Origin of the sequence: Marinobacter profundi, from assembly GCF_002744715.1 — a bacterium.
GTDB lineage: Bacteria > Pseudomonadota > Gammaproteobacteria > Pseudomonadales > Oleiphilaceae > Marinobacter > Marinobacter profundi.
Map to the genome: position 1 here is coordinate 128664 of NZ_KZ319371.1, position 25355 is coordinate 154018.

General features: G+C 61.9%; 19 protein-coding genes. 6 read left to right on the plus strand and 13 right to left on the minus strand.

Features of this window, described 5'->3' with window-relative positions; translation table 11 throughout:
- Positions 1 to 181: 181 nt before the first annotated feature.
- Together CLH61_RS10940 and CLH61_RS10945 are read right to left on the minus strand one after the other, a co-directional pair.
- A complete protein-coding gene (locus tag CLH61_RS10940; protein ID WP_099614776.1) occupies positions 182 to 1717 on the minus strand; it encodes a fatty acyl-CoA reductase in 1536 nt (511 codons plus the stop codon).
- Positions 1718 to 1930: 213 nt separating this feature from the next.
- On the minus strand, positions 1931 to 3154 hold the full coding sequence (locus CLH61_RS10945) for a MinD/ParA family ATP-binding protein (RefSeq protein ID WP_099614777.1): 1224 nt from the start codon (positions 3152 to 3154) through the stop codon (positions 1931 to 1933).
- Between the two features lie 338 nt (positions 3155 to 3492).
- Between CLH61_RS10945 and CLH61_RS10950 the strand changes: the two genes are divergently transcribed.
- From CLH61_RS10950 to CLH61_RS10965, 4 genes are all read left to right on the plus strand, one after another.
- Positions 3493 to 5496: an HDOD domain-containing protein gene (locus CLH61_RS10950; protein WP_228152618.1), complete on the plus strand. Its 2004-nt coding sequence runs from the start codon at positions 3493 to 3495 to the stop codon at positions 5494 to 5496.
- A gap of 31 nt (positions 5497 to 5527) precedes the next feature.
- Positions 5528 to 7720: an EAL domain-containing response regulator gene (locus CLH61_RS10955; RefSeq protein ID WP_407657573.1), complete on the plus strand. Its 2193-nt coding sequence runs from the start codon at positions 5528 to 5530 to the stop codon at positions 7718 to 7720.
- Positions 7721 to 7985: 265 nt separating this feature from the next.
- Positions 7986 to 8639 carry a class I SAM-dependent methyltransferase gene (locus CLH61_RS10960; protein ID WP_099614977.1) on the plus strand — a complete coding sequence of 218 codons (654 nt, stop codon included), beginning with the start codon at positions 7986 to 7988 and terminating at the stop codon, positions 8637 to 8639.
- 86 nt (positions 8640 to 8725) lie between these two features.
- Positions 8726 to 9733 (plus strand): DUF2156 domain-containing protein, encoded by a 1008-nt coding sequence (locus CLH61_RS10965; protein WP_099614778.1) that lies wholly within the window; start codon positions 8726 to 8728, stop codon positions 9731 to 9733.
- Here CLH61_RS10965 and murI read toward each other — a convergent pair.
- Complete coding sequence (gene murI / locus CLH61_RS10970) at positions 9711 to 10583, minus strand: glutamate racemase (RefSeq protein ID WP_228152619.1); 873 nt, start codon at positions 10581 to 10583, stop codon at positions 9711 to 9713. The genes CLH61_RS10965 and murI overlap by 23 nt on opposite strands.
- The gene (nudC, locus tag CLH61_RS10975; protein ID WP_099614779.1) at positions 10580 to 11410 is read right to left on the minus strand and encodes an NAD(+) diphosphatase; all 831 of its coding nucleotides are present in this window, start codon (positions 11408 to 11410) and stop codon (positions 10580 to 10582) included. The genes murI and nudC overlap by 4 nt, the downstream gene beginning before the upstream one ends.
- A gap of 134 nt (positions 11411 to 11544) precedes the next feature.
- Between nudC and plsB the strand changes: the two genes are divergently transcribed.
- Complete coding sequence (gene plsB / locus CLH61_RS10980) at positions 11545 to 14010, plus strand: glycerol-3-phosphate 1-O-acyltransferase PlsB (RefSeq protein WP_099614780.1); 2466 nt, start codon at positions 11545 to 11547, stop codon at positions 14008 to 14010.
- A gap of 8 nt (positions 14011 to 14018) precedes the next feature.
- Here plsB and CLH61_RS10985 read toward each other — a convergent pair whose 3' ends face one another.
- From CLH61_RS10985 to ppc, 6 genes are all read right to left on the minus strand, one after another.
- A complete protein-coding gene (locus tag CLH61_RS10985; RefSeq protein WP_099614781.1) occupies positions 14019 to 14825 on the minus strand; it encodes a class I SAM-dependent methyltransferase in 807 nt (268 codons plus the stop codon).
- Between the two features lie 18 nt (positions 14826 to 14843).
- Positions 14844 to 15641 carry an undecaprenyl-diphosphate phosphatase gene (locus tag CLH61_RS10990; protein WP_099614782.1) on the minus strand — a complete coding sequence of 266 codons (798 nt, stop codon included), beginning with the start codon at positions 15639 to 15641 and terminating at the stop codon, positions 14844 to 14846.
- Between the two features lie 42 nt (positions 15642 to 15683).
- Positions 15684 to 16379: a tRNA (adenosine(37)-N6)-threonylcarbamoyltransferase complex dimerization subunit type 1 TsaB gene (tsaB, locus tag CLH61_RS10995; protein ID WP_099614783.1), complete on the minus strand. Its 696-nt coding sequence runs from the start codon at positions 16377 to 16379 to the stop codon at positions 15684 to 15686.
- Positions 16380 to 16396: 17 nt separating this feature from the next.
- Entirely contained in the window at positions 16397 to 17050 is a 654-nt protein-coding gene (gene adk, locus CLH61_RS11000; protein ID WP_099614784.1) for an adenylate kinase, read from the minus strand.
- A gap of 199 nt (positions 17051 to 17249) precedes the next feature.
- A complete protein-coding gene (locus CLH61_RS11005) occupies positions 17250 to 18617 on the minus strand; it encodes an aminoacyl-tRNA deacylase and HDOD domain-containing protein (protein WP_099614785.1) in 1368 nt (455 codons plus the stop codon).
- Between the two features lie 51 nt (positions 18618 to 18668).
- On the minus strand, positions 18669 to 21314 hold the full coding sequence (gene ppc, locus CLH61_RS11010; RefSeq protein ID WP_099614786.1) for a phosphoenolpyruvate carboxylase: 2646 nt from the start codon (positions 21312 to 21314) through the stop codon (positions 18669 to 18671).
- A gap of 83 nt (positions 21315 to 21397) precedes the next feature.
- Here ppc and CLH61_RS11015 point away from each other — a divergent pair, with 83 nt between their 5' ends.
- Positions 21398 to 21634 (plus strand): hypothetical protein, encoded by a 237-nt coding sequence (locus CLH61_RS11015; RefSeq protein ID WP_099614787.1) that lies wholly within the window; start codon positions 21398 to 21400, stop codon positions 21632 to 21634.
- A gap of 132 nt (positions 21635 to 21766) precedes the next feature.
- On the opposite strand, the gene CLH61_RS11020 is transcribed toward CLH61_RS11015, so the two are convergent.
- From CLH61_RS11020 to relA, 3 genes are all read right to left on the minus strand, one after another.
- A complete protein-coding gene (locus tag CLH61_RS11020; protein ID WP_099614788.1) occupies positions 21767 to 22111 on the minus strand; it encodes a pilin assembly protein in 345 nt (114 codons plus the stop codon).
- 133 nt (positions 22112 to 22244) lie between these two features.
- Entirely contained in the window at positions 22245 to 23096 is an 852-nt protein-coding gene (gene mazG / locus CLH61_RS11025; RefSeq protein WP_099614789.1) for a nucleoside triphosphate pyrophosphohydrolase, read from the minus strand.
- Complete coding sequence (gene relA, locus CLH61_RS11030) at positions 23093 to 25330, minus strand: GTP diphosphokinase (protein WP_099614790.1); 2238 nt, start codon at positions 25328 to 25330, stop codon at positions 23093 to 23095. Before relA ends, mazG begins: the two co-directional genes overlap by 4 nt.
- Positions 25331 to 25355: the final 25 nt, after the last annotated feature.

The window sequence follows — 25355 nt, forward strand, 5'->3', positions numbered from 1 at the left end:
TAAGACGGATTCCCTATAGTTCAACATGCGTGCCACTGATCGATGAATTAGACCAACGTCCTACTGCAGTAGAACTTCCGTGCTGTTCTGCACCAGGAAGATAAATTTTCACTGCAGATCGCGACTTTTAGATGCAGGAGCGGGCCGGTTGTTACCGGCCCGCAGGGAGGAAAAAGCTGCTTCAGGCGGCTTTTTTGAGCTTGCGGCTACGCAGACTGTACAACTTGCGCTCCTTGAGGGCGTATTTGTTCAGGCCAGCGAGGTGTATCTTGCGCAGGTAGGTAGCCCAGTCAATTTTCCGGGCATCCACCGGGAACAAGTCCTGGTCAACGCTGCCCATCCGCTCTGCCAGTGCCAGCAGCTGATCATTGCGGAACACGTAATCCGGCGCTGTGTAGAAACCAAAAATGGTTGCCAGTGAACGGGTGGTATCGATGTTCTTCAACCATTTCAGTTCCCGGGTATGCCCCACCAGTTTCAGGGCGCGCCCCGCCAGCGACAGCGGCAACCGTGCACCTCCGATGACCGCGTCGAACAGCTTCCGGTTCACCGCCATAAACGGCTTGGTAGGCTGACGATAGAACAGGTGGTCATAGGCGGCGTAGTTGCTGCGGGCCTCCTCCATCAGGTGATCAATAAACTCACCGAGGGTCACCGGATTGGAAGACCCGCTGCAGCACTGGTAGATCCGGCGCTTGCCCGGCTCCGCCAGGGCCTCGGCAAGGGAAAGGATAATACCGTTGGCAACCAGGTCCACCGGGATCACGTCAATCACGCCACTGCGCTTGCCGGGGAACAGCGTCACTTTCTCACGGGCATAGGCCAGGATGATTGCATCGGCAACCTTGACCCCCTCGATCCAGCCCGCAGCCGGCTCCGCCAGCGCACTCTCGATGATGGAGGGCCGCAAAATGGTCAGCGAGCGGCCATTGAGCGCCTTCATCAACAGCTGTTCACCCAGCCATTTGGTGAAGGTGTAGGTATCGCTCCAGCCATAGCGGTTGGCCTCCCGGATACCCAGGTCCACCAGCTTTTTCTCCAGCTCCTTGCCCGAGTAGCGGGCCCGCACGTCAGCGATCTTGTCCGTCAGCAGGCGCACCAGCTCATCGATCTCGTAATAACCCTGGTCGCTCTGCGGAATCGCCTCCCCGGCCGGATTGATCACGGTCTCGGCAACGGGCCCTGAGTTCTTGCCGTTGACGTAGCAGGTGGACACCTGGAGGACCGCCATGCGGGGGTTGAGCGCGGCCAGGCTGGCAATATTGTTCAGACACAGGGTGTTGATGGCCAGAGCCTTGTCGAGCTCCTCACGGAAGTTCACGCTCGCCGCCGAATTGATCACCGCATCGACCCGGCCGGCAAGCTGGCGGAAGGCCTCCGCAGACAGCCCGAACTGCGGCTCGGTCACCTCCCCGGTAATGCAATGGACCCGCTCTTCAAGAAAGTTCTCAAAGCCGTCGCCGTCGTCCAGGCGCAGACGCTCGAAGACCGAGGAACAGGCTATTTCGCTGTTGAAGCGGTCCCGGGCATCCGGGTGGCGCTTGTTGCCACGGATCAGCAGATGAATACCGCCGATATCGGGCACCGCGCGGATCAGTTTTTCAAGAACAACCTTGCCCAGGAAGCCGCTGGTTCCGGTTATCAGTACATGTTTACCGCGCAGTTGACCAAGTACCCGGGAGCGGGACAGATCAGCTACAGTGAGTCGTTCAGGCATGTCGGAACTCCTTCTCGTTGACGCATGCAAATGGTTACACCGGCAAGGCTTGCATTAACCGGGCCATCTGTACTCTGGGGAAGATCAATATTTGCACAGTGTGCATGACAAGTCGGTGACATGCAGCAAAATATAACGAAACAAACGGTTACAAAAATGACACCAAATTTACAATTCTGCGGAGCCTGGAAGGACTGACGCCGGCCGTCAGTTTTACCTTCCCGGGCCAGCCATCAGCACATTCAGCAGCTCATTCAGGGGGCGGTCGGCAGGCTGCTCTCGCAGCGCCCGGACCAGGCTCTGCTGGTCCGCCAGAGGAAAATGGTCAGACGGCGTTGTGGCAGGCAGCTTCGTTGCAGGTAACTTCGCCATCACGGGGTGAGTCATCTCCGGGATTCGCGGCGCTCTCACGCTCTCCAGCAGTGCAGACATGCGGCACAACGCCTCATAACGACGCACCGCCGTTAGCCCGGGATCGCCCAGCAACGACTCCAACTGGTCCAGTAGCCGGTTGCATTCCTCACCAGCGTCCATGGTATCAGGTGTCGTCTCGGGCCTGCCATCCGGAATGGCTGCGCAGGCCCGGGCCGGGACTGGCGTGGTGTCCTGACCGAACCGCATCCGCAGGGTTTCTGCCACGGTATGGAACTGGTGGCATGAGGGGTCTGTCGCCGGCATAAGGGCCACCGGTTGCTGGCTGAGCACCGCCTGGGCCAGCGTCTCGTCCCGCCAGATGGCCCCGAGATAATCGGGCTGCAGGCCGAGGCAGCGCTGGGTTGCCCCGGCAAACCTGCGAAACACTGACTGTGCCTGGCCAGCCCCCTGCGCCATGTTCACCAGCACGCCCGGAATTCCCTGGTAGCCACGCTGACGCAATGCCTTGAGAAGCCGGAATGCACCGGCAAGGGATCCGGGGTCGGGGGTCACCACCAGGCAAGCCATGGCAGCAGCACAGATAAGGTCAAGAGCCGGCGGCTGCCGGCCGCCCGGAACATCAATCACAATGTAGTCATAGCTGCCTTCAAGCCCGGTCAGCACCTGCCACAGGGCCTCACCGTCCAGGGGCTTGTTTACCGGCTGCAGTTCGTCCGCAGGATGGCTGACCAGCAGCTGTAGCCCGAAGGGACCCTCGGTTACCGCAGCCCCGGCGGCACAGGAACCGTCAAGAACCTGTGCCAGCGAGAACGCCGGCGTTTGTCCGAGCATGGTGCTGACGCTTGCCTTCCCGTCGCTGCCGTCAAGCAATAATACCCGCTCGCCGCCACTGGCCAGGGCGAGCGCAAGATTCAGCACCATGGAGGTTTTGCCAATGGCCGGACCTCCGCCCGCTACGGCAAGTACCCGGGGTTGGTGTGAAAACTGCTTGTACGGATCAGTCCCCGCAGGGACGGACCGAACGTCATGGCGACCGGGGTGGCCGCTCTCTGCATCCGTCATCGCTCATGGTCAACCAGATCCAGGGGCGTCCTGCGACGCCGGGGGCGGGCAACAATTTGCCTGCAACACCGGCTAAGTCTAGCCACGCACCTTGGGCGGCGCAGGGATGGATAAGCAGATTTTACAATGGTTTCCAATTGGCCCGCCGGGGAGCGGACTTCCCGGGCCGACAACCCGTTTTACAAACCGGTTCATAGTTTGGTTAAAAAACCGGCAATAAATATTTAATAATTCGACTTTATTGTCTAAGCTCTCCAGCGAAGAACAATAACGAATGCGTCATATCGCCGGTGCATACTGTTCGCTTTCCCGGCGTTGTAATGGAAATGACGATTGCCATGGCTGCATCCACAGTGAACGTGAAAACCATGCAGATAGCCCCAGACCTCCAGTTACCCGGCTTGCCGGAAGTAACGCTCAAGGCGCTTGATGCCTGCGAGCAGGGCAGCAGCTATCGCCAGCTCAGCGATCTTATCGGTATGGATACCGCACTGGTATCACGGATTCTCGCCCTCGCCAATTCTGCCCTCTATGGCCAACCCGGCGCGACCCGTTCCCTGGAGCAGGCACTGACGCGCCTCGGCTCCCAGCGGATCTACACCCTGATACTGACATCCGGGCTCGGGCAATTACCGGTCGAACCATCGCAAGACCAGTGGCAACAGTTGCGCGATTTCTGGCGCCATTCACTGACTACCGCCCTCACCGCCCGCACCCTCGCCACGCTGACCCGTTACCCGACCCCCGACGAAGCCTTCCTGCTCGGCATTCTCCACAATATCGGGGAACTCATCGCCCTTGCCATGCCGGAAGGAGATGCCCGCCAGCAGGTTCTCAACGACCAGGCAGAGCTTGGCGCCCGCCTGGTCACCGACTGGGGGCTCGGGGCGCTGGCGGGGGATGCCCTGCGCTACCAGCAGGCGGCACCGGACGACATTATCGATGGTGGCCACCTGGCAAAACTGGTCAACGTTTCCAGCCGGCTGGCCCTCAGGGATGCGGCCGGTATCGCTGCCGCCCGGACGGTCCTCGGGCTGGAGGAAGAGCTGACCCAGGAGCTTTGCCTGCGGATCGAGCGCGAGGTGGCCACCCTGGCAAACTCCCTCGGAGTTCCCCTCGACACCCCCTATGACCCCGCGGCGGCGGGCAGTGAACTGAAAGCAAGCCTGATTGGCCAGGCGATGGTGAGACAGGCCATCGATTTTGCAGGCCAACGGGGAGCAACGGGTTTCCTCGCCGGTGCCACCAGTAGCCTGGCACTCATTGCGGGCAACCCGGTGCTGTGCTTTGAACTTTCCCGCGACCAGCTCATCCTGCTGGCCTCCAGCGCCGGCGCCGTGCCTTTGCTGAGCATTGATCGCGAACCGGCCCGCAGCCTGCTGACCCGTGCCTGCACCTCACGGCAACCGCTGGCCCTGGGCGACCACCCGCCTGGGGTACTGGACCGCCAGCTGATGTCCCTGCTTGGGGCAGCATCGCTGATGGCCGTGCCGGTGTGGGACACCACCGATTGTCGCGCGGTTTTTGTTGTGGCTTGCGATCATCAGGGTGCCGGGGCGCTGGCAGCGACCGCCGCCCGGTTTGCCCGTCACCTGGGCACGGAGCTGGAGCAGGACAGCCACCCGGCCGGAGCAGGCGACGGCAACATCGCCGGACTGCTGGCCCGGGAATCACTGCGGCGCCAGGTCCATGAGATCAATAACCCGCTCACCATCATCCGCCAGTCTATCTTCCAGCTGCAGGACCGGCTCAAAGACCCGCAGGCCCGGGAACAGCTGGAGGTGATCCGGGAAGAAATCGATCGCGCCGGAAACCTGCTGGCGGAACTCGGTCAGGGCCCGTCCGACCGCGGTGACCAGTCGTCATCCAGCGCGCTGAACACCGAGCTGCAGGCGCTCGGCGAGCTGCTGCAAACCAGCCTTTTCAGCGCGGGCTCGGCCCGACTGAGCGTGGCAACCTGCAGTAATGAGACCATGGTCGCGGCAACACCGGCGACAATCCGTCAGATTGTCATCAACCTGGTGCGCAACGCGGCAGAAGGTCTTGCGGGCCAGGACAAGGCACACGTCTCCCTGCGCACCTCGGCGCCGGTCTGGCAGGACGGCAGGCAATGGGTTGAACTGGAAATCGAGGACAATGGCGCCGGCCTGCCGGAACAGGTTCAGCAGTCCCTGTTCCGGCCGGTCGCGTCCACCAAGGGGGCTCAACACAGTGGATTGGGGTTGAGCATCGTCAAACAGTTGGTCGATGACATGGAGGGCATCATTGGCTGTCGCACCGGACGGACCGGAACCCTGTTCCGTATCCTCTTCCCGGTGGCAAGCGGCGAATCCAACGCATAATCACACCAGGAACCGGACGGAAACCACCGAGATGAAACCTGAACTCACCGACTCCCCGGCTAAAACGGCAACCGCAATGTCCGCAACAGCAGAACGCCCCGCCCATATCCTGGTGGTTGATGACGACCCACGCCTGCTGAACAGCCTTGCCTCACTACTGCGATTCAGAAAGTATCGGGTAACCGAAGCCCTCGGTGGCGTGCAGGCCTGCGAGAAGTTGCGCCAGCTGGAATTTGACGTGGCCATGCTCGACTTGCGGATGCCCGACATAGACGGTTTCGGCGTGATGACTGAAATCTCGCGATTGCAGCCGGACTGCGGCGTGGTGGTGGTCAGTGGTGAAAGCGGGTTCACCGCGGTCAGCCGGGCGTTGCGACGCGGCGCCCTCGATTACATCAAGAAGCCCTACGACCCGGAAGAACTGCTGACCACCCTGGAGGCAGTCCTCCACCAGCGTTCCCTGGTTCGTGCCCATGCGGCCATCCAGTGCCGCCTGCAGAAATCCGAGGCTCTGCATCGTTACATCGTCAACAGTTCACCGGACATCGTGTTCATGCTCGACAAGGACGGCCACTTCTGTTTCGTCAACAGCAAGATCAAAACCGTACTCGGCTATGCGCCGGACGAACTGCTGGGCAGCCATTTCGGCGCCATTCTCGACGAACGGGATGTAAGCCGCGGCACCCACGCACTGAAAGGCCCGAATATCAGTGCCGACAACCCCCGCACCCTCGAAGTGCGGTTAAAGGCCCGCGGCAGCCGCAAAGCAACCCGCCATTTTGAAATTACCGCCTTCCCGATTGACCCGGAAACCTGGAGCCATCAGGACGGCACCAGCACCGGGCACCGTGACGCCCGCTTTTACGGCACCGCACGCGACGTGACCGAGCGCAAGGAAGCGGAAGCCTTTATCAACTTCCAGGCCTATCACGACCTGCTGACCCGCCTGCCCAACCGGGCACTGTTCAAGGACCGGCTGAACCTGGCGATGACCCAGGCCAAGCGGGCAGGACAGGAACTGGCGGTGATGTTTCTGGACCTCGACCGCTTCAAGGTGGTCAACGACACGCTCGGTCATGCCATGGGCGACCGCTTGCTACAGGCGGTCGCGCAACGCCTGGATCGCTGCCTGCGCAAGGGCGATACCCTGTCCCGCTTTGGCGGGGATGAATTCACCCTGCTGCTGCCCGCCCTCAACAACCATGAGGATGCCCGCCGGATTGCCCGCAAACTTATCGAAGCCCTGCGTGCGCCCTTCCAGCTCGGCGAACATGAGGTTTTCGTCGGTGTCAGCATAGGCATTGCGATGTACCCCGAAGCGGGGGATTCCCTCGACCAGCTGATCCAGAACGCCGATATTGCGATGTACCACGTCAAGGCCCGCGGCAAGGACGGCTACCGCTTCTACTCCCGCTCCATGTGCATCGACTCGGCGAACCGGCTGAGTCTGGAGCGGGACCTGCGGCTGGCACTGGAGCGGGACGAATTGCGGGTGTTCTATCAGCCCCAGGTTTGCGCCGTCAGCGGTCGTACCGTTGGCCTGGAGGCCCTGGTGCGCTGGCAGCACCCGGAGCAGGGGTTGCTGTATCCGGGGGATTTCCTGCCCCTGGCGGAAGAAACCCGGCTGATTTCCACCCTCAGTGAGCAGGTGCTGGCCAAAGCTTGCCGCGATGTCGGGGTGTGGATCCGCAATGGCCATCCGGACCTGCGTCTCGCCGTCAACCTGTCACCGGTGCAGGTGGAGCATCCGCGGTTTGTCGAGTCACTGATGGAACAGCTGGAAGCGTGCGACTTCCCTCCACAGAACCTGGAAATCGAAATTACCGAAAACGTCATCATGAACGACCTGGACCAGATCAGCCAGAAACTGCGGAAGCTGGCCGACTTCGGCATTCGCATCGCGATCGATGACTTTGGCACCGGTTACTCGTCGCTGAATTACCTGCACCGGCTGCCAATCCACACCCTGAAAGTCGACCAGTCCTTTGTGCAGGGTATCCGCAGCGGCGAAGACGGCGCCTGCATCGTCAACGCCATCGTGGCCATGGCCCACGGCCTCAAGCTGGATATTGTTGCCGAGGGCGTGGAAAACGACGTGCAACTCGCCTATCTGCGCAGTCTCGGCTGCCATCAGGTACAGGGGTTCTTCTACGGCCGACCGGCACCGGCCGACGCCGTCGTGGGCTCGCTGCAGAATGCGCCGTTCCGGGCAACAGCCTCCTGACTCCGTCCGACATAAACGGATTGTCGGACACTCTTATTATAAATATTGATGCAGTTTGCAAAGCGTTGCAGTGCGTAACTTTGTGTATCCCGAAATGTGGGCCACTGCACATCTTTCCCACCTCCCGTTATCTAAGCTGATTCTCGCCCACACCCGCGGCCATGTTCTGGTCAGGAGCCCTGTGCCCTGCCCGCAACAGTCACAGCCACAATAACCACAACAACGGCGCGCGGGCTCATAAGGACAAGAACAGGTGACCGCGATCATGCGTGATAAATACAAGTACATCGGCCCCGTCTATGACTTCCTGAGCAACCTGTACAGCGGCAAGAACATCCACCGGTGCAAGACCGCCATGCTGGATGTGGAAACCGTAAAACCCGGTGCCCGCATTCTGTTTGCCGGTGTCGGTCATGGCCGCGACGCCATCCGTGCCGCCGAACTGGGTGCCGAAGTCACCGTGGTGGACCTGTCAGAAACCATGCTGCGCAAATTTGCCGAAGCCCAGCGCCGGGAAGCCCCTAACCTCACCATCCGCCGCATTCACAGCGACATCATGAAGGTCGATGAAGCCGGGCAATACGACATGGTGGTTGCCAATTTCTTCCTCAATGTCTTCGACGAGGACACCATGGTCAAGGTGCTCGAACACCTGATCCGGCTCGGCAAGGCCGACGCCAGAGTGGTGGTCGGTGATTTCTGCTACCCCAGCGGCAACGTGGTCGCCCGCCTGTTCAAGAAGGTCTACTGGTACCTCGCGGTGTTCATCTTCTGGCTGTTCGCCAATAACGCATTCCACAAGATCTACAACTATCCCGAGCACATGCAGAAGCTGGGCCTGCAGGTTACCGACAAGAAGCATTTCAAGTTGCTGAACATGGATTGTTACTGGTCGATCCTTGGCCAGAAACAGGCATAGCCCATCCCCCTGCCGCTCAGACCCGGCAGGGGCAGCCCGTTACGGCGCACGCCACCCAACAAAAACAGGACAGCGGGAGCAATCAGATGGCCGATCAGATTCTGGCCCTGGATCAGGTCGATTCAGCGGAAGCAGGTTCCTTCAGTTTCACCGAGCGGGTGGACTACCTGAAGCAGTATGGTACCCATTCGCAGTCATTCTCTACCCTGCAACCCGGCATGGCGTATTTTGACCTGCCAGGCATTGGCTACCTCGCCTATATGCGCAAATGGGGCATGACCTTTGTACTGTCTGATCCAGTGACCGCCCCCGAGCACTTCCCGCTGATTCTCGAGGCGTTCCACAAACGTCACGCCAACGCCTGCTACATCCAGGTATCCGCTGCGGTAGTGGACATACTCCACCGTCGCTTCGGGCTGTATGGCACCCAGTTTGGCAGCGAATCACGCATCGACCTGGCCAGCTGGAGCCTCAGCGGCAAGAAAAAGCAGATCATCCGCACCGCCCTGAACCAGGCCAGCAAGGCCGGCATCACCGTCCGGGAACGCTTCAGCGACGACCATACCCGGGAAATTTCCGAGGCCTGGATCCGCACCCGAAAATGCAAAAGTAACGAGATACGCTTCCTGATTCGCCCCATGGAGATGGACTACCGGGAAAACGAGCGGCATTTTTACGCCTACCAGGATGGCAAGGCGGTCGGTTTTATCTATTTCGACCCGGTCTACCGCAATAACCGGATCATCAGTTACGTACCCAATATTTCGCGGGCCAATGCGGACTTTCGCCAGGGCATTTTCTACACCCTGATGGCCCACGCGATGGAAGTCTTTCAGGGGGAAGGCACCCCCTACCTGGATCTCGGGCTGATTCCCCTGTCCCTCGACCCGTCTACCGAGCACCAGGAAAGCCGGATTCTCAAGCGCATCCTGCACAGTCTCTACGACAGGGGAAACTTTCTCTATAACTTCAAGGGCCTGGAGTTCACCAAGTCACGTTTTCGCGGGGAGAGCTTCAAGACTTACTGCTGCCACCGCCGTAGTCTGCCGGCGCTGGAGTTTCTCGCCATGTTCAAGCTGACCCGGTTGCTGTAGCACACCGGCTGGCGGCCACCGGCCAGTGGCCATGAATCCGCGCTGCCGTCAGTCCCAGCCCGCTCATGAAGCTGGAAAGGCCCGCAGGCACCGTGCCGGAGAACAACGCCGCATCCACCGGTTGCGCCAACGGAAGTAAAGACTCCACCGGGCACCCCTGCTGCGCCAGCAGATGTGCCGTGCGCCGCGCAATGGCATCGCCGGAATCAACCCAGGACAAGACCTCTGGCAAGCACTGTTGCAGCACCTCGCCAATCAGCGGGTAATGGGTGCACCCCAGCACCACCGTATCCACCCCGGCATGCCGGAAAGGCGCCAGCATGGCGTCCAGGGCATCCGCCGGCAGGGGCTCGCCGGCTACCCAGCTTTCAATCCAGCGAACCAGGCGAGGATCCCCCAGGCGGGTCAACTCGCAGTCGGCGGCAAACTCCCGCACCAGCTGGTCCAGATAGGGCCGGCGGATGGTCGCCGGCGTTGCCAGCAAACCGATCCGGCGATTACGGGACAGCTGGGCCGCCGGCTTGATGGCGGGCACCACCCCCACCACCGGAACCGTCGTCATCGCCCGCAGATGTGGCAGCACCACCGTACTGGCGGTGTTACAGGCGACCACGACAAGATCACTGGGCCACGCCTCGAGGGCCGCGGCCGTCAATTCGAGGCAACGGCGGATAACCACCTCTTCCGGCTGGTCACCGTAGGGAAAACAGGCATTATCTGCGAGATAGACCAGGTGCACACCGGGCAGCTGCTGATGGATACAGCGGGCAATGCTGAGCCCGCCCACGCCGGAGTCAAACAGCAGCACCCTGGGCGCGCCGCTACCGGAAGTCAGCTCGTCTGGACTCACCGGGCGCTCCCCACGGGTGACGGCCCGGCAATTTCCCGCGCCATTGCCCGGATCAGACGCCCGGCAATGGTGGTTTCCGGGGGCACCGGTGGCAGGTTGCCTGGCACAAACCAGCCGGCATCCGCCAGCTCGTCCTGCTGCAACACCAGCTCTCCGCCAGCATAGTCGGCAAAGAAGCCCACCATCAACTGGTGGGGAAAGGGCCAGGGCTGCGAACCCTGATAACGCACCGCGGTAACGTCCAGCCCGGTCTCTTCCCGTACCTCCCGGACCACGGCATGCTCGAGGGTTTCACCGGGCTCGACAAATCCGGCAATCAGGCTGTAGAAGTGGCGCTTGACCCGGGAAGAACGCGCAAGCAACATCCGCTCACCACGGCGGATGACCACGATGACGCAGGGCGCAACCCGCGGATACCAGGGGACACCGCAAGGCTCGCACCACTTGGCCCGTTCCCTGGGGTGGATCTCCGTGGGCTGGCCGCAGCGGCCACAGAACTGGTGGTCACGCCACCACTGGCTGACCTGAAAACCCAGCCCCAGCATGTCTACCGGCGCATCCGCCGTCGCCAGCAATGCCTCCCGCAGCGGAATCGCCTCGACGGTGGACGCCAGGCTGTCCGGCTCCACCTCGGCCACATAAACGGACTCACCACCCCACTGCCCGAGATAAACCGGGGCGGCACCGGAAGCCAGCGACCCGGCACCGTCCTGCCAGTGCATCAGCCAGTGCTGACCATTGCGCAGCACCGACGTACCGGCAAAGGCCAATAGCCGGTCTGCGGGAGCCGGAGGCCGGACAGACCAGCCGGGCGACCATGAATCCATAACAATACATCCTCAACCTGATTGCCCAAGAATGTACCACACCGTGGTCAGGGGCCAGAAGAACAGCCTGTGCTTTGCGCCGTGCCCGCGAGCAAGTAAACTGAGCGCCTGTTTTCAGACCGGAGCCAGACAATATGCGACTTTTCCCGGGCCTTCGCAGCCTGATCCTGACCTTTTTACGGAAAATGCTCTTCTTATGGGTCCGGACAGACGTCAGCGGCAACAGCCGCGAAGCCCTGGGACTGGATCCACAAAAACCGGTCTGTTATGTCCTCCAGTACAGTTCGCTCTCCAGCCGGCTGGTGCTGGAGCAGGAAGTCCGCCGCGCCGGCCTGCCCGGTGCGGAAGCGGCGCTGCCGATAACCTCGGCACCTCCCCATTCCTTTTTCTTCCTTTACCGCCGCACCGGTGGCATGTTCCGCCGGCGCCAGACACCTGTGCTGACCCAGCAGTTCCGAGACCTGGTCAGCGACGGGGTGAGCCATCCGGAGCTGGATGTACAGCTGGTTCCGGTATCGCTGTTCTGGGGGCGCTCTCCGGACAAGGAAAAATCCCTGTTCAAGTTGCTGCTGTCCGATACCTGGTCGGTAGCTGGCCGGCTGCAGAAGCTGCTGATCATCCTCGTGCACGGCCGTAACACCTACGTCCAGTTCAATCGTCCGCTGTCCCTGCACCAGGTGGTCGAGGAGTACCGCGACAACGAGGCCCGCGCCAACCGTAAGCTGGCCCGGGTCCTGCGCACCCATTTCCGCCGCGTACGCCAGGCGGTGCTGGGTCCGGATTTGTCCCATCGCCGCACCCTGGTAGAAGGCCTGGTCCGCACCCAGGCGGTCAAGGATGCCATTCGCGAGACCGCCCGCCGGGATGACATTCCGCCGGAAAAGGTCCGCGCCAAGGCCCGCAAGTACGCCGATGAGATTGCCGCCAGCATGTCCATCGTTACCATCCGCTTTCTCGAGGTGGTGCTGAGCTGGCTGTGGAACCGGATCTACAACGGCATCGCCGTCAACAACATCACGGTTGCCAAGGAAGTGGCCCAGGACAATGCCGTGGTATACGTGCCCTGCCACCGTTCCCACATTGACTACCTGTTGCTGTCCTATGTGCTTTACCGCAACGGCCTGATGCCGCCGCACATTGCCGCCGGCATCAACCTGAACATGCCGATTGTGGGCCCGATCCTGCGTCGCGGCGGCGCCTTCTTCATGCGCCGCAGCTTCCGTGACAATCCCTTGTATGCCACGGTATTCAACGAGTACATGCACGTCATGTTCTCCCGCGGCTATTCCGTGGAGTATTTCGTGGAAGGCGGCCGCAGCCGCACCGGTCGCATGCTGCAGCCCCGGCCCGGCATGCTGTCGATGACGGTGCGCAGCTTCCTTCGCGATCACCGCAAACCCATCGTGTTCGTGCCGGTATACATCGGCTATGAGAAGGTCATGGAAGGTCGCTCCTACCTGGGCGAACTGCGGGGCAAGAAAAAGCAGAAGGAGAGCATCTTTGCCCTGGCCAAGACCCTGCGCAAGCTGACCAATTCGTTTGGCCGGGTCGCCGTCAATTTTGGCGATGCCATTCACCTGGCCGAGGTGCTCGACCAGGCACACCCGAGCTGGCGCCAGGAAGCCTATGACTCGGAATACCGGCCGGACTGGCTACCCGTGGCGGTGGACGATCTCGCCAACCGGGTGGCCACCGGCATCAACGCCTCGGTCGCCGTCAACCCCATCGGCATCACCGCCACTGTCTTGCTGAGTACCGAGCGCCTGGCGATGGATGAGAGCCAGCTCGCCCGGCTGATGGACCAGTTTGCCGACCTGTTGCGCCGCTTTCCCTATGCCACCACCACAACCCTGCCGGAAGGCAACGGCAAAGACTGGATCGCCTACTGCGAAAACATGGGGCTGGTCACCCGCCAAGCCCAGAAACTGGGAGACATCATCGGCCTCGAGGGCAGCAATGCCATCCTGATGACCTACTACCGCAACAATATCCAGCACCTGTTCGCCCTGCCCTCGCTGATTGCCTGCCTGTTCGAGAACAACCGGTCACTGCGGCGGGAAAAAGTCCGGTCCCTGTCGGGCGTGGTGTATCCGTTCCTGCGCTCGGAACTGTTCCTGCACCATCCGGTAGCGGATGCCGAGGCGGTGATCGACCAGTGGATTGACGTCCTGATTGAACAGGGCCTGCTCAGCGTTGACGGCGACCGTATCTGCCGTCCGGAGGAAGGTACCGATGCCATGCTCCGTCTGCGCACCCTGTCCCGCTTCATCATCCAGACCCTGGAGCGCTATCACCTCGCCATTGCGGTACTGCGCAAGTATGGGCCGGGCAAGATCAGCGCCAGCGAACTGGAAGAGCAAAGCACCCTGATGGCGGAGCGCATGTCCATTCTGTTCGGCCTGAACGCGCCGGAGTTTTTCGACAAGACCCTGTTCCGCAACTTTATCGCGAAATTGCAGGAAAATGGCGTCATAACCACGGACGACCACGGTCTGCTGAGCTACACGGAAGGATTGGATGAAGTGGCTGAGGACGCCGACCTGGTGCTGAGTGTCGAGAAGCGCCAGGCCATCCAGCAGGTAACCATGCTGGGGGCCTGAGCCGCCCCTCAGGCCCGCGGCAGGGCTTTCAGGGAGTAAATGTCGTAGCGGCTGCTCTTGCCCTCCAGGCGGGTCGTCGGTTCCGGGCCGGCAATGGAGGGCGCCTTGCGGGGGCGCTTGACGACGACACGGTACCTGGCTACGGCCAGTGCCGCCGCCAGCAGGTCCGCCGAATCGTCATCGTCACCCACAACCGAGCGGAACACCTGCATCTCCTTTTTGACCAGGGCGGATTTGTCCCGGTGTGGAAACATCGGATCCAGGTAGACGACATCGGCGTCGGCGGCGTCCGATCTCAACCAGTCGATACTGCTGCCTTCCCGCAACGTCATCCGGGCCACCACCGTCGCCGCATCTGCGTTTAGCCGGGCTCTTGCCAGGCCATCGGCCAGCAGGGCATGGATAACCGGTGACCGTTCGAACAGGGTTACCCGGCACCCCAGGCCGGCAAGCACAAAACCATCCTGGCCAAGCCCGGCGGTTGCATCCACTACATGCAGTTGTTGCCGGGTTTTCTGCAGCCCCACAGCCCGGGCCACCAGCTGCCCGGTGCCGCCGCCATGCTCGCGACGGTAGCCGGCCTTGCCACTGACAAACTCCGCCCGCACCGGCCCGGGCGCCCCTTTGCCGGTCAGCTGTAGCGCCAGACCGGACTCGTCGGCGTACAGCAACACCTCGACGTCCGTCACTTTGCGGGGATCGGTCGTGCCGAGAAAGGGAATACCCAGGTCCCTGGCCAGCTGGCCGGCCTGATAGGCATCCCCCAAGGGACTGCAGGCAACTGCGAGGGAAAGAGTGTCCGGTAATGTCATCATCCGGCCATCATGCAGGATTTACCAAAGCACAACAATCAGCACGGCGCCAAGGATGAGCCGGTAGATCACGTAGGGTAACAGGCCCAGCCGTTCCAGGAACTTGAGGAACAGATGAATACAGATAACCGCACTGACAAAGGACACCAGGGTGCCCGTCAGGATGGCGTTCCAGTCCGCCGCCTCACCAAGCTCGACCAGCTCCAGCGTTTTCAGCAGGCCGGCGGCGGTGATCAGTGGAATCGACAACAGGAACGAAAACCGCGCGGCCGCTTCCCGGGTAAACCCCAGGAACAGTGCCGCAGTCATGGTGATGCCGGAACGGGAGGTACCGGGAATAAGCGCCAGTGCCTGAGCCAGCCCGATCACAACCGCATCCCTCATCCGCAGGGCCGGCAGCCCCCGCTGCTGGCGCCCCACGGCATCCGACCACCAGAGCACCAGGCCGAAGCCGATTGTGGACGCCGCAATCACCAGGCCGGAGCGCAATTCGTTTTCGATAAGATCGTTGAACAAAATGCCCGCCAGTCCCGCCGGCACCGTCGCGGCAATGATCGCCCAGGCCAGGCCACTGTCCTCACTGATGCGGCCACGAAGGGTATCACCGGTCCAGGCCGCCGCAAGCCGCAGTACTTCATGGCGAAAGTACCAGACCACCGCGGCCAGGGTGCCCACATGCACCGCAACGTCAAAGGCCAGGCCCTGATCCGGCCAGCCCAGCAGCTGGGATGGCAGAATGAGGTGGGCTGAACTGCTGATCGGAAGGAATTCCGTCAGCCCCTGAATCACAGCCAGTATGATGGTCTGCCAGAGTTCCATGGCGGGAAGTACCGGTATCGAGAGTTTGAAAGGAACGAACGGCTAGCGGCCGGGAAGTTTTTTCCAGGCAACTTCGTCGCGAAGATAAACCGGCTGGGCCTCGGCCGCCGGGACGCTCCGGCCACGGGCATAATCCCGTACCGCCAGGCGGGCGACAAACGCGGCCCGGGGCACCAGGCCATCGTCAACGGTTGTAACCCGACTCACCACCTCCGGCGGCATTTGCTCACTGAAGGCCCAACCCGACCCTGCGCCCAGCCAGCCTGTCACACCATCCGGCAGGGTCACCGCGTCCGGAGGGCATACGCGTTCGTCGGCGAGCAGTTCGGGCAGGCCACCAACATTGCGGTAGCACCCCCAATAGACTTCCCCCATCCGCGCATCGAACGCCACTGCGACACCTGCGCCTTCGGCAAGTTCGTAACGCATGATGGCTTCTGCAGCCACCGCAGCAAGTGACGACACCGGCACCACCGGCCGCTCCAGGCCATAGGCCAGGCCCTGAACCACACCGGTCGCTATCCGCAACCCGGTGAATGAGCCCGGACCACAGGCAAACGCCAGCGCATCGAGTGCTGCCGGGGCCATACTTTCGGCCGCCAGCAGTTCACGGATCATCGGCATCAGCAGGCGGGTATGGCCCCGCGGTGCCAGCTCGAAACGCTCGGTAACCCGGCCGTCCAGCGACAGGGCCGCCGAGCAGCCTTCCGACGAAGTGTCCAGTGCAAGCAGTTTCACAGGCAGGTCGAAACCACTCAGCCCAACTGCTCGAGGATCATCGCCCGAATGTCGTCCAGCGAGCCGACACCTTCCACGCGCACATACTTGGGTGCCGCGGCCGGCGCCTGGGCGGCCCAGCCCTGGTAGTAGCCGATCAGAGGTGCGGTCTGGTCGTGGTAAACCTGCAGGCGCTTGCGAATGGTGGCTTCCTTGTCGTCTTCGCGCTGGACCAGGGGCTCGCCGGTCTCGTCGTCCTTGCCTTCAACCTTGGGCGGATCGTACTTCACATGGTAGGTACGGCCGCTGGCCTCATGAACCCGGCGACCGGACAGGCGGTTGACGATTTCTTCATCGGCAACATGGATCTCCACCACATAGTCGATACCGATCCCCTGGTCTTTCAGGGCTTCAGCCTGCGGGATAGTGCGTGGGAAGCCGTCAAGCAGAAAGCCGTTTTTGCAGTCCGGCTGCTGAACCCGCTCTTCGATGAGCGCAATGATGATGTCATCAGAAACGAGGCCACCGGTCGCCATGACTTCCTTGACCTGCAGACCAAGCTCGGACTCCGCCTTGACCGCGGCCCGCAGCATATCTCCGGTAGAAATCTGGGGAATCCCGAATCGCTCGGTAATAAACTGGGCCTGTGTCCCCTTACCGGCGCCTGGCGCCCCTAACATGATGATTCTCATAACGTTGTGCTCCCATTTTAGTCATTATCATTTAAGAAGGTGTGGCAAAACTCCGCAGCTTTGCGACAACCTCTCAGCGGAGAAAACGCACGACCCCGCGAAAAAAGCACGCGCATTATACGAACTCAGCGGGGTAAGAGAAAGTGGACCTCCGTAGCATGACCGGGCCACGGTCATGCTGGCCTGCCGGAGCCGGCGCTCAGGTCGCAAAGGCAGCGGTCAGCATATCCAGGTCCTCAGCCACGCGCCCCGCCTCTTCACGGAGTTCGGCCAGCTGCTCCGGCCGGAGGCCAAGTCGGGCGGCGACAGGCTCGGCAAGCGCCGTGTTGAATTCGTCGCCAATGCCCCGCTCTCTGAGCAGGGCATTGGCAAGCTGGACCATCAGTACACTGGTCTCATGGTCGCCATGATACTGCGGATTCTGGTGCACCCCGGCCGCTTTGATCACCGCGTCCGGTAACTGCCAAAGGCGCAGCAGGATCCCGCCCATGGCGCCATGACTGACGGCCTGCAGTTCCTCGTCGTTGCCACCACCGAAAACCTGTTGCTCCAGCACCGCCATGGTAGCCTCCGGGCTGGCATCCCTCAGCGCATCCAGCTCGGCGAACTCCGCCGGATACAGGTGCGCAATCAGTAACAGCCCGATGTTGTGCAGCAACCCGCACAGATACGCCAGACTCCGCTCGGTACCGGTCCAGCTCGCCATGCGCTGGCACAGAAAGGCGCAACACAACGAGTGACTCCAGTACTGATCAAGGCCCAGACTGCCACCTCGGGGGATCGCAAACGGCTGTTCCGCCGCCATGCCGGCAACGGCATGGGCGACCCGATCCCAGCCCAGCTCCCGTACTGCGTCCTGTACCGAATTAACCGCCACCGCCTCATTGAACAACGCCGAACGGGCATAGCGCATAATCTGCGCAGTCAAGCCCGGATCGAGCTCAATCAGTTCAAGCAGCTGCTCCCGGTTGACGTCAGCACCCCCGGCAAGCTGCCCCAGGCGCGGGGTCAGCGCCGGCATCGGGGGCAGACGATAAAGCCGCTGCAGTTGTTCGGCAGCGTCCTCCAGGGTGACTCCGGCAGACCCTCTGGCCATCGGGCCAGCGCTGATCAGCCGGCCAACGCGCGCCCCCGCCAGCACTTCCCGCAATGAGTCTTCTTCCAACAGCACCAGGGTATTGGCGGCACCGCCCGCCATTACCGCCCGGGACATCGCCAGCACATCTTCATCCACCATTACCGGCAGCTGATAGGCCTCACCCACCGGCGGCTGAAACCCCGGCGCACAGTCACCGAACAGGCGATCCGCCTGACGACTGGTGAGAGGCTGCAGTTTACGCCCGGTCAGGCAGTAGACAGCCTCCGGATCAAGCACACTGCGAAACGGGTGTACCGCCATCACCGCGCCATTGATATCCACCAGCAAGGTGGCACGGATCACATCCGCCGCCAACCTGCCGGACGCGCTGACCACTGCCTCCAGGCTGGCTGCCGGGGAAACCGGCAACTCAATGTACGCAATGCCCTTGCGACTGAAGTACTGCTCCAGTTGCGCCGCTACTGCCAAGATCTGACTCCTTTCCTGCTGCTCGCTGTTGCAGGGAGTGCGCCACCGGGTTTAACCGGTATTGCGCATTCCGGCGGCGATGCCTGCCATGGTGACCTTCAGCGCCCGTTCCACCAGTTCCGGAACCTCGCCCTTACCCTCACTTTCCCGATCCCTGCGCAGCAGTTCTGCCTGCAGGTAATGGAGCGGATCAGTATAAGGGTTGCGAACCCTCATGGAATGGGCAAAGACCGGTTCGTCGGCCAGTAGCCGGTCCTGCTGCTTGAGCTCGAGCAACCGGTTGGTGCAATCCTGCAGCCGGTGCCGGAGATTTGCACCCAGTGCCCGCAGTTGCGGGTCGTGGACGAGAGTCTGCTCATAGTAGTTGGCAATCCGCAGATCTGCCTTGGCAACCACCATTTCCAGCATGTCGACGTAGGTTTTGAAGAACGGCCAGCGCGCCATCATTTCCCGCAACGTAACAAAACGATCGCTACGGGCCGCCTCCTCCAGGGCGACGTCGCTCCCCAGCCAACTGGGCAGCATCAGCCGCATCTGGGTCCAGGCAAATATCCAGGGAATGGCCCGCAGGCTCTCCACACCGCCGGAAGGTTTGCGGCGTGCCGGCCGACTTCCCAGGGCCAGTTTGCCGAGGGCCTGTTCCGGGGTCACCTGGCGGAAATAAGGCACGAAATCCGGATTCTCCCGGACCACCTCCCGATAGGCCTTCAGCGAACGCTCGGTAAGCCAATCCATGGTCTCCCGCCACTCCGGCTCCGGAGCCGGCGGTGGCGCCAGGGTGGCTTCCACCACCGCGGTGGTGTAAAGGGTCAAGCTCTGTTCCGCCAGCCGCGGCAAACCAAACTTGAAGCGGATCATTTCGCCCTGCTCGGTAATCCGGAAACTGCCATTGACCGAGCCCGGAGGCTGCGACAGGATCGCCCGGTTGGCCGGGCCGCCGCCGCGGCCAACCGTGCCACCGCGACCGTGGAACAGGGTCAGGTGGACACCGTAGCGGCCAGCCACCTCGGTGAGCTGCTCCTGGGCCTGGTACTGCGCCCAGGCGGCCATCAGCTGGCCGGCATCCTTGGCGGAATCGGAGTAACCGATCATCACTTCCTGACGGTCACCGCAATACTCACGGTACCAGTCCACCTCGTACAGGGCCGTCATGCTCGCGGGCGCACCGCGCAGATCGTCCAGGGTCTCGAACAGCGGTACCACACGCATCGGGTTTTTCATCCCCGCTTCCCGGAGCAGCAGGATCACGCTCAGCACATCGGACGGCGTACTGGCCATCGAGATGACATAGGAGCCCAGCGCCTCCGGGGTCTGCGCCGCCACCACTTCACAGGTGGCGAGCACCTCCGCCACCGGTTCCGATGGCTGCCAGTTGCGCGGTACCAGTGGCCGGCATCCCCTGAGTTCTTTCACCAGAAAGTCCTGGCGCTGCTGCTCCGGCCAGGACAGATAATCTCCGATCCCGAGGTGCGCCACAATTTCCGCGATCGCTTCGGCATGGCGGGAAGCCTCCTGGCGGATATCGAGGCGGATCAACGGCAGCCCAAAGCTGTGGGCGCGACGGATGGTATCGAGCAGTGGCCCGTTGGCAATGCCATCGAGGCCGCAGTCAATCAGTGAGCGGTAACACAATTCCAGGGGGCCGGTGAGTTCGTCGTTGTCGAACAGGATATCGTTGCTGTCCGCAACCCTGTCATGGACGCCCGCCTCGGCCCAGTCGCGGGTACGCACGAGCCGCTCCCGCAGCTGCCCGAGCACCACCCGATAGGGTTCCCGGGTGTCGCCGACCACCGCCCGCAACTCATCGCTGGCCTGCCACATGGACAGCTCGGCCCGCAGTGCCTGGATGTCCCGGAGGTAAAGGTCCGCGGCCATCCAGCGTCCGAGCAGGAACACCTTGCGGGTGACGGTGTGGGTGACGTTGGGGTTGCCGTCACGGTCGCCACCCATCCAGGACGCCACCCGGACCGGTGAGGCCTCCAGCGGCAGCCCCTGACCGGTGGATTCGGCAAGTGCGCGGTCCAGGCCGCGCAGGAACCTGGGCAGCGCCTGCCACAGGCTGTTCTCGATAACAGCAAAACCCCACTTGGCCTCATCGACCGCGGTGGGACGCTCATGACGGATCTCGTCGGTATGCCAGGCTTCGGCGATCAGTCGCCGCAGTCGCTCGGTGATTTCTTCCTGTTCGGCCGGCAACAGGTCATCGTGGTCCAGCCGGGCAAGGCACGCGGACATCTCGTCGTATTTCATGATCAGCGTGCGGCGGGCAACCTCGGTGGGATGCGCGGTCAGTACGAACTCGATGCGCAGATCCGCCACCCGGCGGTGCAACTCGTCCGGCGCAATACCCCCGGCCTTGAGGCGTTCGAATACCTCCCCCAGGGATTCCACCATCAGGTCAGACTGGTGCCCGCGCTTGCGCCGGATACCGTGATACTGTTCCGCCAGATTGGCCAGGTTGAGAAACTGGTTAAAGGCCCGGGTGACCGGCAACAACTCGTCATCACCAAGCTCACTGAGCAGCTTCTCAAGGCGCTGGCCCGATCCGCTCTCCTGACGACGGTCCGCCTTGGCCGCCGCGCGGATCTCTTCGATCCGGTCGAAACATTGCTGCCCCGGATACTTGCGGATGCTCTGTCCCAGCAGCTCTCCGAGCATGCGGACATTTTCTCTGAGGTCGGGATGTAGTTCGGTCACATTGCCATCCTTTTAAATTGACGAAAGCCCGGCGTAGTAACGATACTAATAACGATTAAAAACAGTGGCCGCAAGGAGAATGCATGAAAGTTACAGATCTGCCCAAACACTGGGAAAGCAAGAAAGAACCGGTCGAGCGGACCCATGATTACAACTTGCGCCTGCCCCTGGAAGATGCCGCAAGGGTAGCAGCCCTGGCAGAACTCTATCCGGACCGTTCCGAAAGTGACATTCTCAACGACATGATTGCGGCCGCACTGGATGACCTGGTGCGCCAGAGCCCGATCCGGGACAAGCTTGAGGCCAGGGACAAGAAATAACCGGGAAGTGACGGCGCCCGTGTCGGGCGCTGACCGGGCAAACCGCTACACGGAAGGCCGCGACGACAACACCCGGGTGACAGGCAATCACCCGGGTTGACAAGAAAGCGATCGAGCCCCCGGGTCAGGAGGTCAGGCGACCGACTCCAGCTGGCGGGACTTGATGCGCTGGATGTGCTTCTGGCTGAGACTCACAAACCGCGGGGTCAGCCCCTTGTCCTCGTAGATCTCGAAGCCATCCTCATCGAGAGCCACCACCTTGGTTCCCTGCACATACGGGAAGCTGGTTTCCAGCTCGTCGAGGGATGCGGAGATCAGGTCTCGCATCAAATCCTGCGGTGACTTCATCGGGTACAGCGCCGCCAGTTTTTCCAGCCGCTGATGGTGTTGATCTGACAGGGCCATAAAATACGCATCACGGGTAAGACGTCCCCGTGCGTGCTTGTCCCAGTAATTCACCAGATCCTTGATCTTCATGGTGCCGCTACTCCTGCCTCTTGTTTTGGCCAAACCCGGACCACGGATTGGTCCCGTAGTCCTTTAAGCGGAGTGTAGTCGAAGGCGCTGCGGACAGCCCGTCAAAATGGTAACGGATTGTACCTACCGAAGATTACGGTTTGTTTTCAACCCCTTTGACGGACTGCCAGATGGCATCCAGAGCCTCCAGGGGCTCCGAATCCAGGTCCCGGCCTTCGGCTGCGAGACGCGCCTCGATCGCGCGGAAACGGGCCTCGAACTTGTGGTTGGTCCGCTTCAGTGCCTGCTCGGGGTTGACCCTGAGAAAGCGGGCGAGGTTGACACAGACGAACATCAGGTCGCCGAGCTCGTCTTCTACCGCATCGCGGGCGGAGTCATCGGCCTGGGCCTCCCGCCAGGCCGCTTTAAGCTCATCGATCTCTTCATGAAGCTTGTCAAACACCGGGCCGATGTCCGGCCAGTCGAAGCCGTGGCTGGCCGCCCGGCGCTGGAGTTTTTCAGCCCGAGCCATGGCCGGCAGGGTGCGGGCAATGCCGTCGAGCCGCCCGGGCGCGACAGCCTCGCCCTGCCCTGACGCCGAAGCCGCCCGCTCTTCTGCCTTGATTCGCTCCCAGTTGGCCTTGATTTCGGCTTCGCCGGGCCGGTTGTCCGGGTCCACCCGGCTCGCCAGGGTGCCCTCCGGAAAGACATGGGGATGACGCCGAATCAGCTTGCGAACCAGGTTGTCCACCACCGAGTCGAAGGAAAAGTGGCCGTCTTCCTGCCCCATCTGGCTGTAGAAGATCACCTGGAACAAAAGGTCACCCAACTCATCTTCCAGGTGAGGATAATCTTCCCGCTCGATGGCATCCGCCACCTCGTAGGCCTCCTCCAGCGTGTGGGGCACGATAGTGCTGAAGGTCTGTTTCACATCCCACGGGCAACCGGTCTGCGGATCCCGCAGCCTGGCCATCAGGGTCTTCAGGTCATCGATACTGTAGCTCATGATCGCTTCCGCCGGACGTCGATGATATTGGGCAGGTTACGGATCTGGGCGAGCAGGCGGGCCAGCTGTTCAAGACTGGAGATTTCCACGGTCACCGTCATGGTAGCGGTGTTGTCATCCCGATTTGACTGGGTGTGCAGGGACAGCACGTTACTCTTCGACGACGTCAGCACCTGGGTAATGTCCCGCAGCAGTCCGGACCGGTCATAGGCTTCGATCTCGATATCCACCGGGTACACCGATTCCTGGCGCCCGCCCCAGTTTACTTCAATGATCCGGTTGGGCTCGAACTCGCGCAGGTTGAGGAAGGTGAGGCAGTCCTGGCGATGCACCGTGACCCCGCGACCCACCGTGATGTAGCCGCCAATGGGGTCACCGGGGAGTGGCTTGCAGCACTTGGCCACCTGGGTTTTGAGCTTGCCGACCCCCAGGATCTGGATGTCCGACTCGGTATCGTAGGTTTTGTTACGCCTGGCTCCGAGCTTGAGATCGAGCTGCTGGGTCCGTGGCTCCAGCATCTGCTGGGCAACATGCGCAACGTGGGTCGGGCGCAGGTCGCCGGCACCCACAGCTGCGAACATGTCCTCGGCAGCCGGATAGTTTACCTTGACCGCGAGATCGTTCAGGTCGACGTCGTGCAGCGACAGGCGTTTGAACTCATCCTCGAGGATGGCTCGGCCATCGATGATGTTGCGGCCACGATCCTGTTGTTTGAACCAGTGCGTCACCTTCGCCCGGGCCCGGGACGTCTGGATGTAGCCGAGGCTGGAGTTGAGCCAGTCGCGACTCGGCGCCAGGTTGTTCGAGGTGAGCACGAACACCTGGTCGCCGGTTTTCAGGGGATAGGTCAGCGGCACAATACGGCCGTTGACCCGGGCACCCCGGCAGGCATGTCCGATTTCGGTATGCACGCGGTAGGCGAAGTCCACCGGGGTCGCACCCTGGGGCAGGTCCACCACATGACCCTCCGGCGTGAACACGTACACCCGGTCTGACGCCACGTCCGACTTGAGGTGATCGGCCAGGCCGGAGATATCACCCAGCTCCTCCTGCCATTCCAGCACCTGGCGCAGCCAGTTGATCTTGGCATCGTAGCCGGCAGACTTGTTGCCCTTGTCGGTACCCTTGTAGAGCCAGTGCGCGCAGACTCCCAGCTCCGCCTCTTCATGCATCTTGTGGGTGCGGATCTGCACTTCCATCACCTTGCCTTCCGGGCCGATCACCGCGGTGTGCAGGGATTGATAGCCGTTCTCCTTGGGGCTGGCAATGTAATCATCGAATTCATTGGGGATATGGCGCCACAGGCTGTGGACGATGCCAAGGGCGGCATAGCAATCCCGCACCTCCGGCACCAGGATCCGTACCGCCCGCACGTCGTAGACCTGGGAAAAATCGATACCCTTGCGGCGCATCTTCCGCCAGATGCTGTAGATATGCTTGGCACGACCCGACAGCTCGCCCTCAATGCCCGCCTCTTCCAGTTCGCCACGCAGGGTATCCAGTACCCGCCGGATGTAACCCTCCCGGTCGAGCCGTTTCTCATCCAGCAACCTGGCTATTTTCTTGTAGGCCGACTCGTGGAGGTAACGGAACGACAGGTCCTCCAGCTCCCACTTGATGTGACCGATGCCCAGGCGATGGGCCAGCGGGGCGTAGATGTCGAAGACCTCCTTGGCCACCCGCATGCGCTTTTCCGGAGACACATCCTTGACCGCGCGGATGGCGCAGGTCCGCTCGGCCAGTTTGATGAGGGCGACCCGGACATCGTCAATCATGGTCACCAGCATCTTGCGGACGTTGTCCAACTGCCCCTGGCTCTGGCCCAGCACGTTGCCCTTGAGGGGATGGTGCATGGACGAGATGGCCGCCATCTGCTGGACGCCGTCGATCAGGTTGGCGACTTCATCACCGAACTCGGCACGAATCTCCGCCAGCGGGACCCGCTCCTCCCGTACGGCGCGGTAGAGGATGGCGGCCACCAGGCTGGCCTGATCCAGGTGCAGCTCGACCAGCACCTGGGCCATTTCGATCCCGGTGCGAAAGCTGCTGGCTCCGGGTGCCCACAGACGGTCTTCCTGGACCGCCTTCAGGTCAATCTCGGCCGCCTTTTCGCAGGCCCTGCGGAACTGGTCGGGATTCTCCAGATGGGTCTGTGACTCGATCTGACGCACCCAGCGCTCGATGTCCACCTGACCGTCCCCGGTCACTGCGTAATCTTCGCGAACTTTTACCATGCCGTAACTGCTCTACCTGTCCGTT

Coding starts and splice junctions, on each gene's coding strand:
- CLH61_RS10940 (WP_099614776.1), bottom strand. CDS start 1,717: ATGCCTGAACGACTCACTGTAGCTGATCTGTCCCGCTCCCGGGTACTT.
- CLH61_RS10945 (WP_099614777.1), bottom strand. CDS start 3,154: ATGACGGATGCAGAGAGCGGCCACCCCGGTCGCCATGACGTTCGGTCC.
- CLH61_RS10950 (WP_228152618.1), top strand. CDS start 3,493: ATGGCTGCATCCACAGTGAACGTGAAAACCATGCAGATAGCCCCAGAC.
- CLH61_RS10955 (WP_407657573.1), top strand. CDS start 5,528: ATGAAACCTGAACTCACCGACTCCCCGGCTAAAACGGCAACCGCAATG.
- CLH61_RS10960 (WP_099614977.1), top strand. CDS start 7,986: ATGCGTGATAAATACAAGTACATCGGCCCCGTCTATGACTTCCTGAGC.
- CLH61_RS10965 (WP_099614778.1), top strand. CDS start 8,726: ATGGCCGATCAGATTCTGGCCCTGGATCAGGTCGATTCAGCGGAAGCA.
- nudC (WP_099614779.1), bottom strand. CDS start 11,410: ATGGATTCATGGTCGCCCGGCTGGTCTGTCCGGCCTCCGGCTCCCGCA.
- plsB (WP_099614780.1), top strand. CDS start 11,545: ATGCGACTTTTCCCGGGCCTTCGCAGCCTGATCCTGACCTTTTTACGG.
- CLH61_RS10985 (WP_099614781.1), bottom strand. CDS start 14,825: ATGATGACATTACCGGACACTCTTTCCCTCGCAGTTGCCTGCAGTCCC.
- CLH61_RS10990 (WP_099614782.1), bottom strand. CDS start 15,641: ATGGAACTCTGGCAGACCATCATACTGGCTGTGATTCAGGGGCTGACG.
- adk (WP_099614784.1), bottom strand. CDS start 17,050: ATGAGAATCATCATGTTAGGGGCGCCAGGCGCCGGTAAGGGGACACAG.
- CLH61_RS11015 (WP_099614787.1), top strand. CDS start 21,398: ATGAAAGTTACAGATCTGCCCAAACACTGGGAAAGCAAGAAAGAACCG.
- CLH61_RS11020 (WP_099614788.1), bottom strand. CDS start 22,111: ATGAAGATCAAGGATCTGGTGAATTACTGGGACAAGCACGCACGGGGA.
- mazG (WP_099614789.1), bottom strand. CDS start 23,096: ATGAGCTACAGTATCGATGACCTGAAGACCCTGATGGCCAGGCTGCGG.
- relA (WP_099614790.1), bottom strand. CDS start 25,330: ATGGTAAAAGTTCGCGAAGATTACGCAGTGACCGGGGACGGTCAGGTG.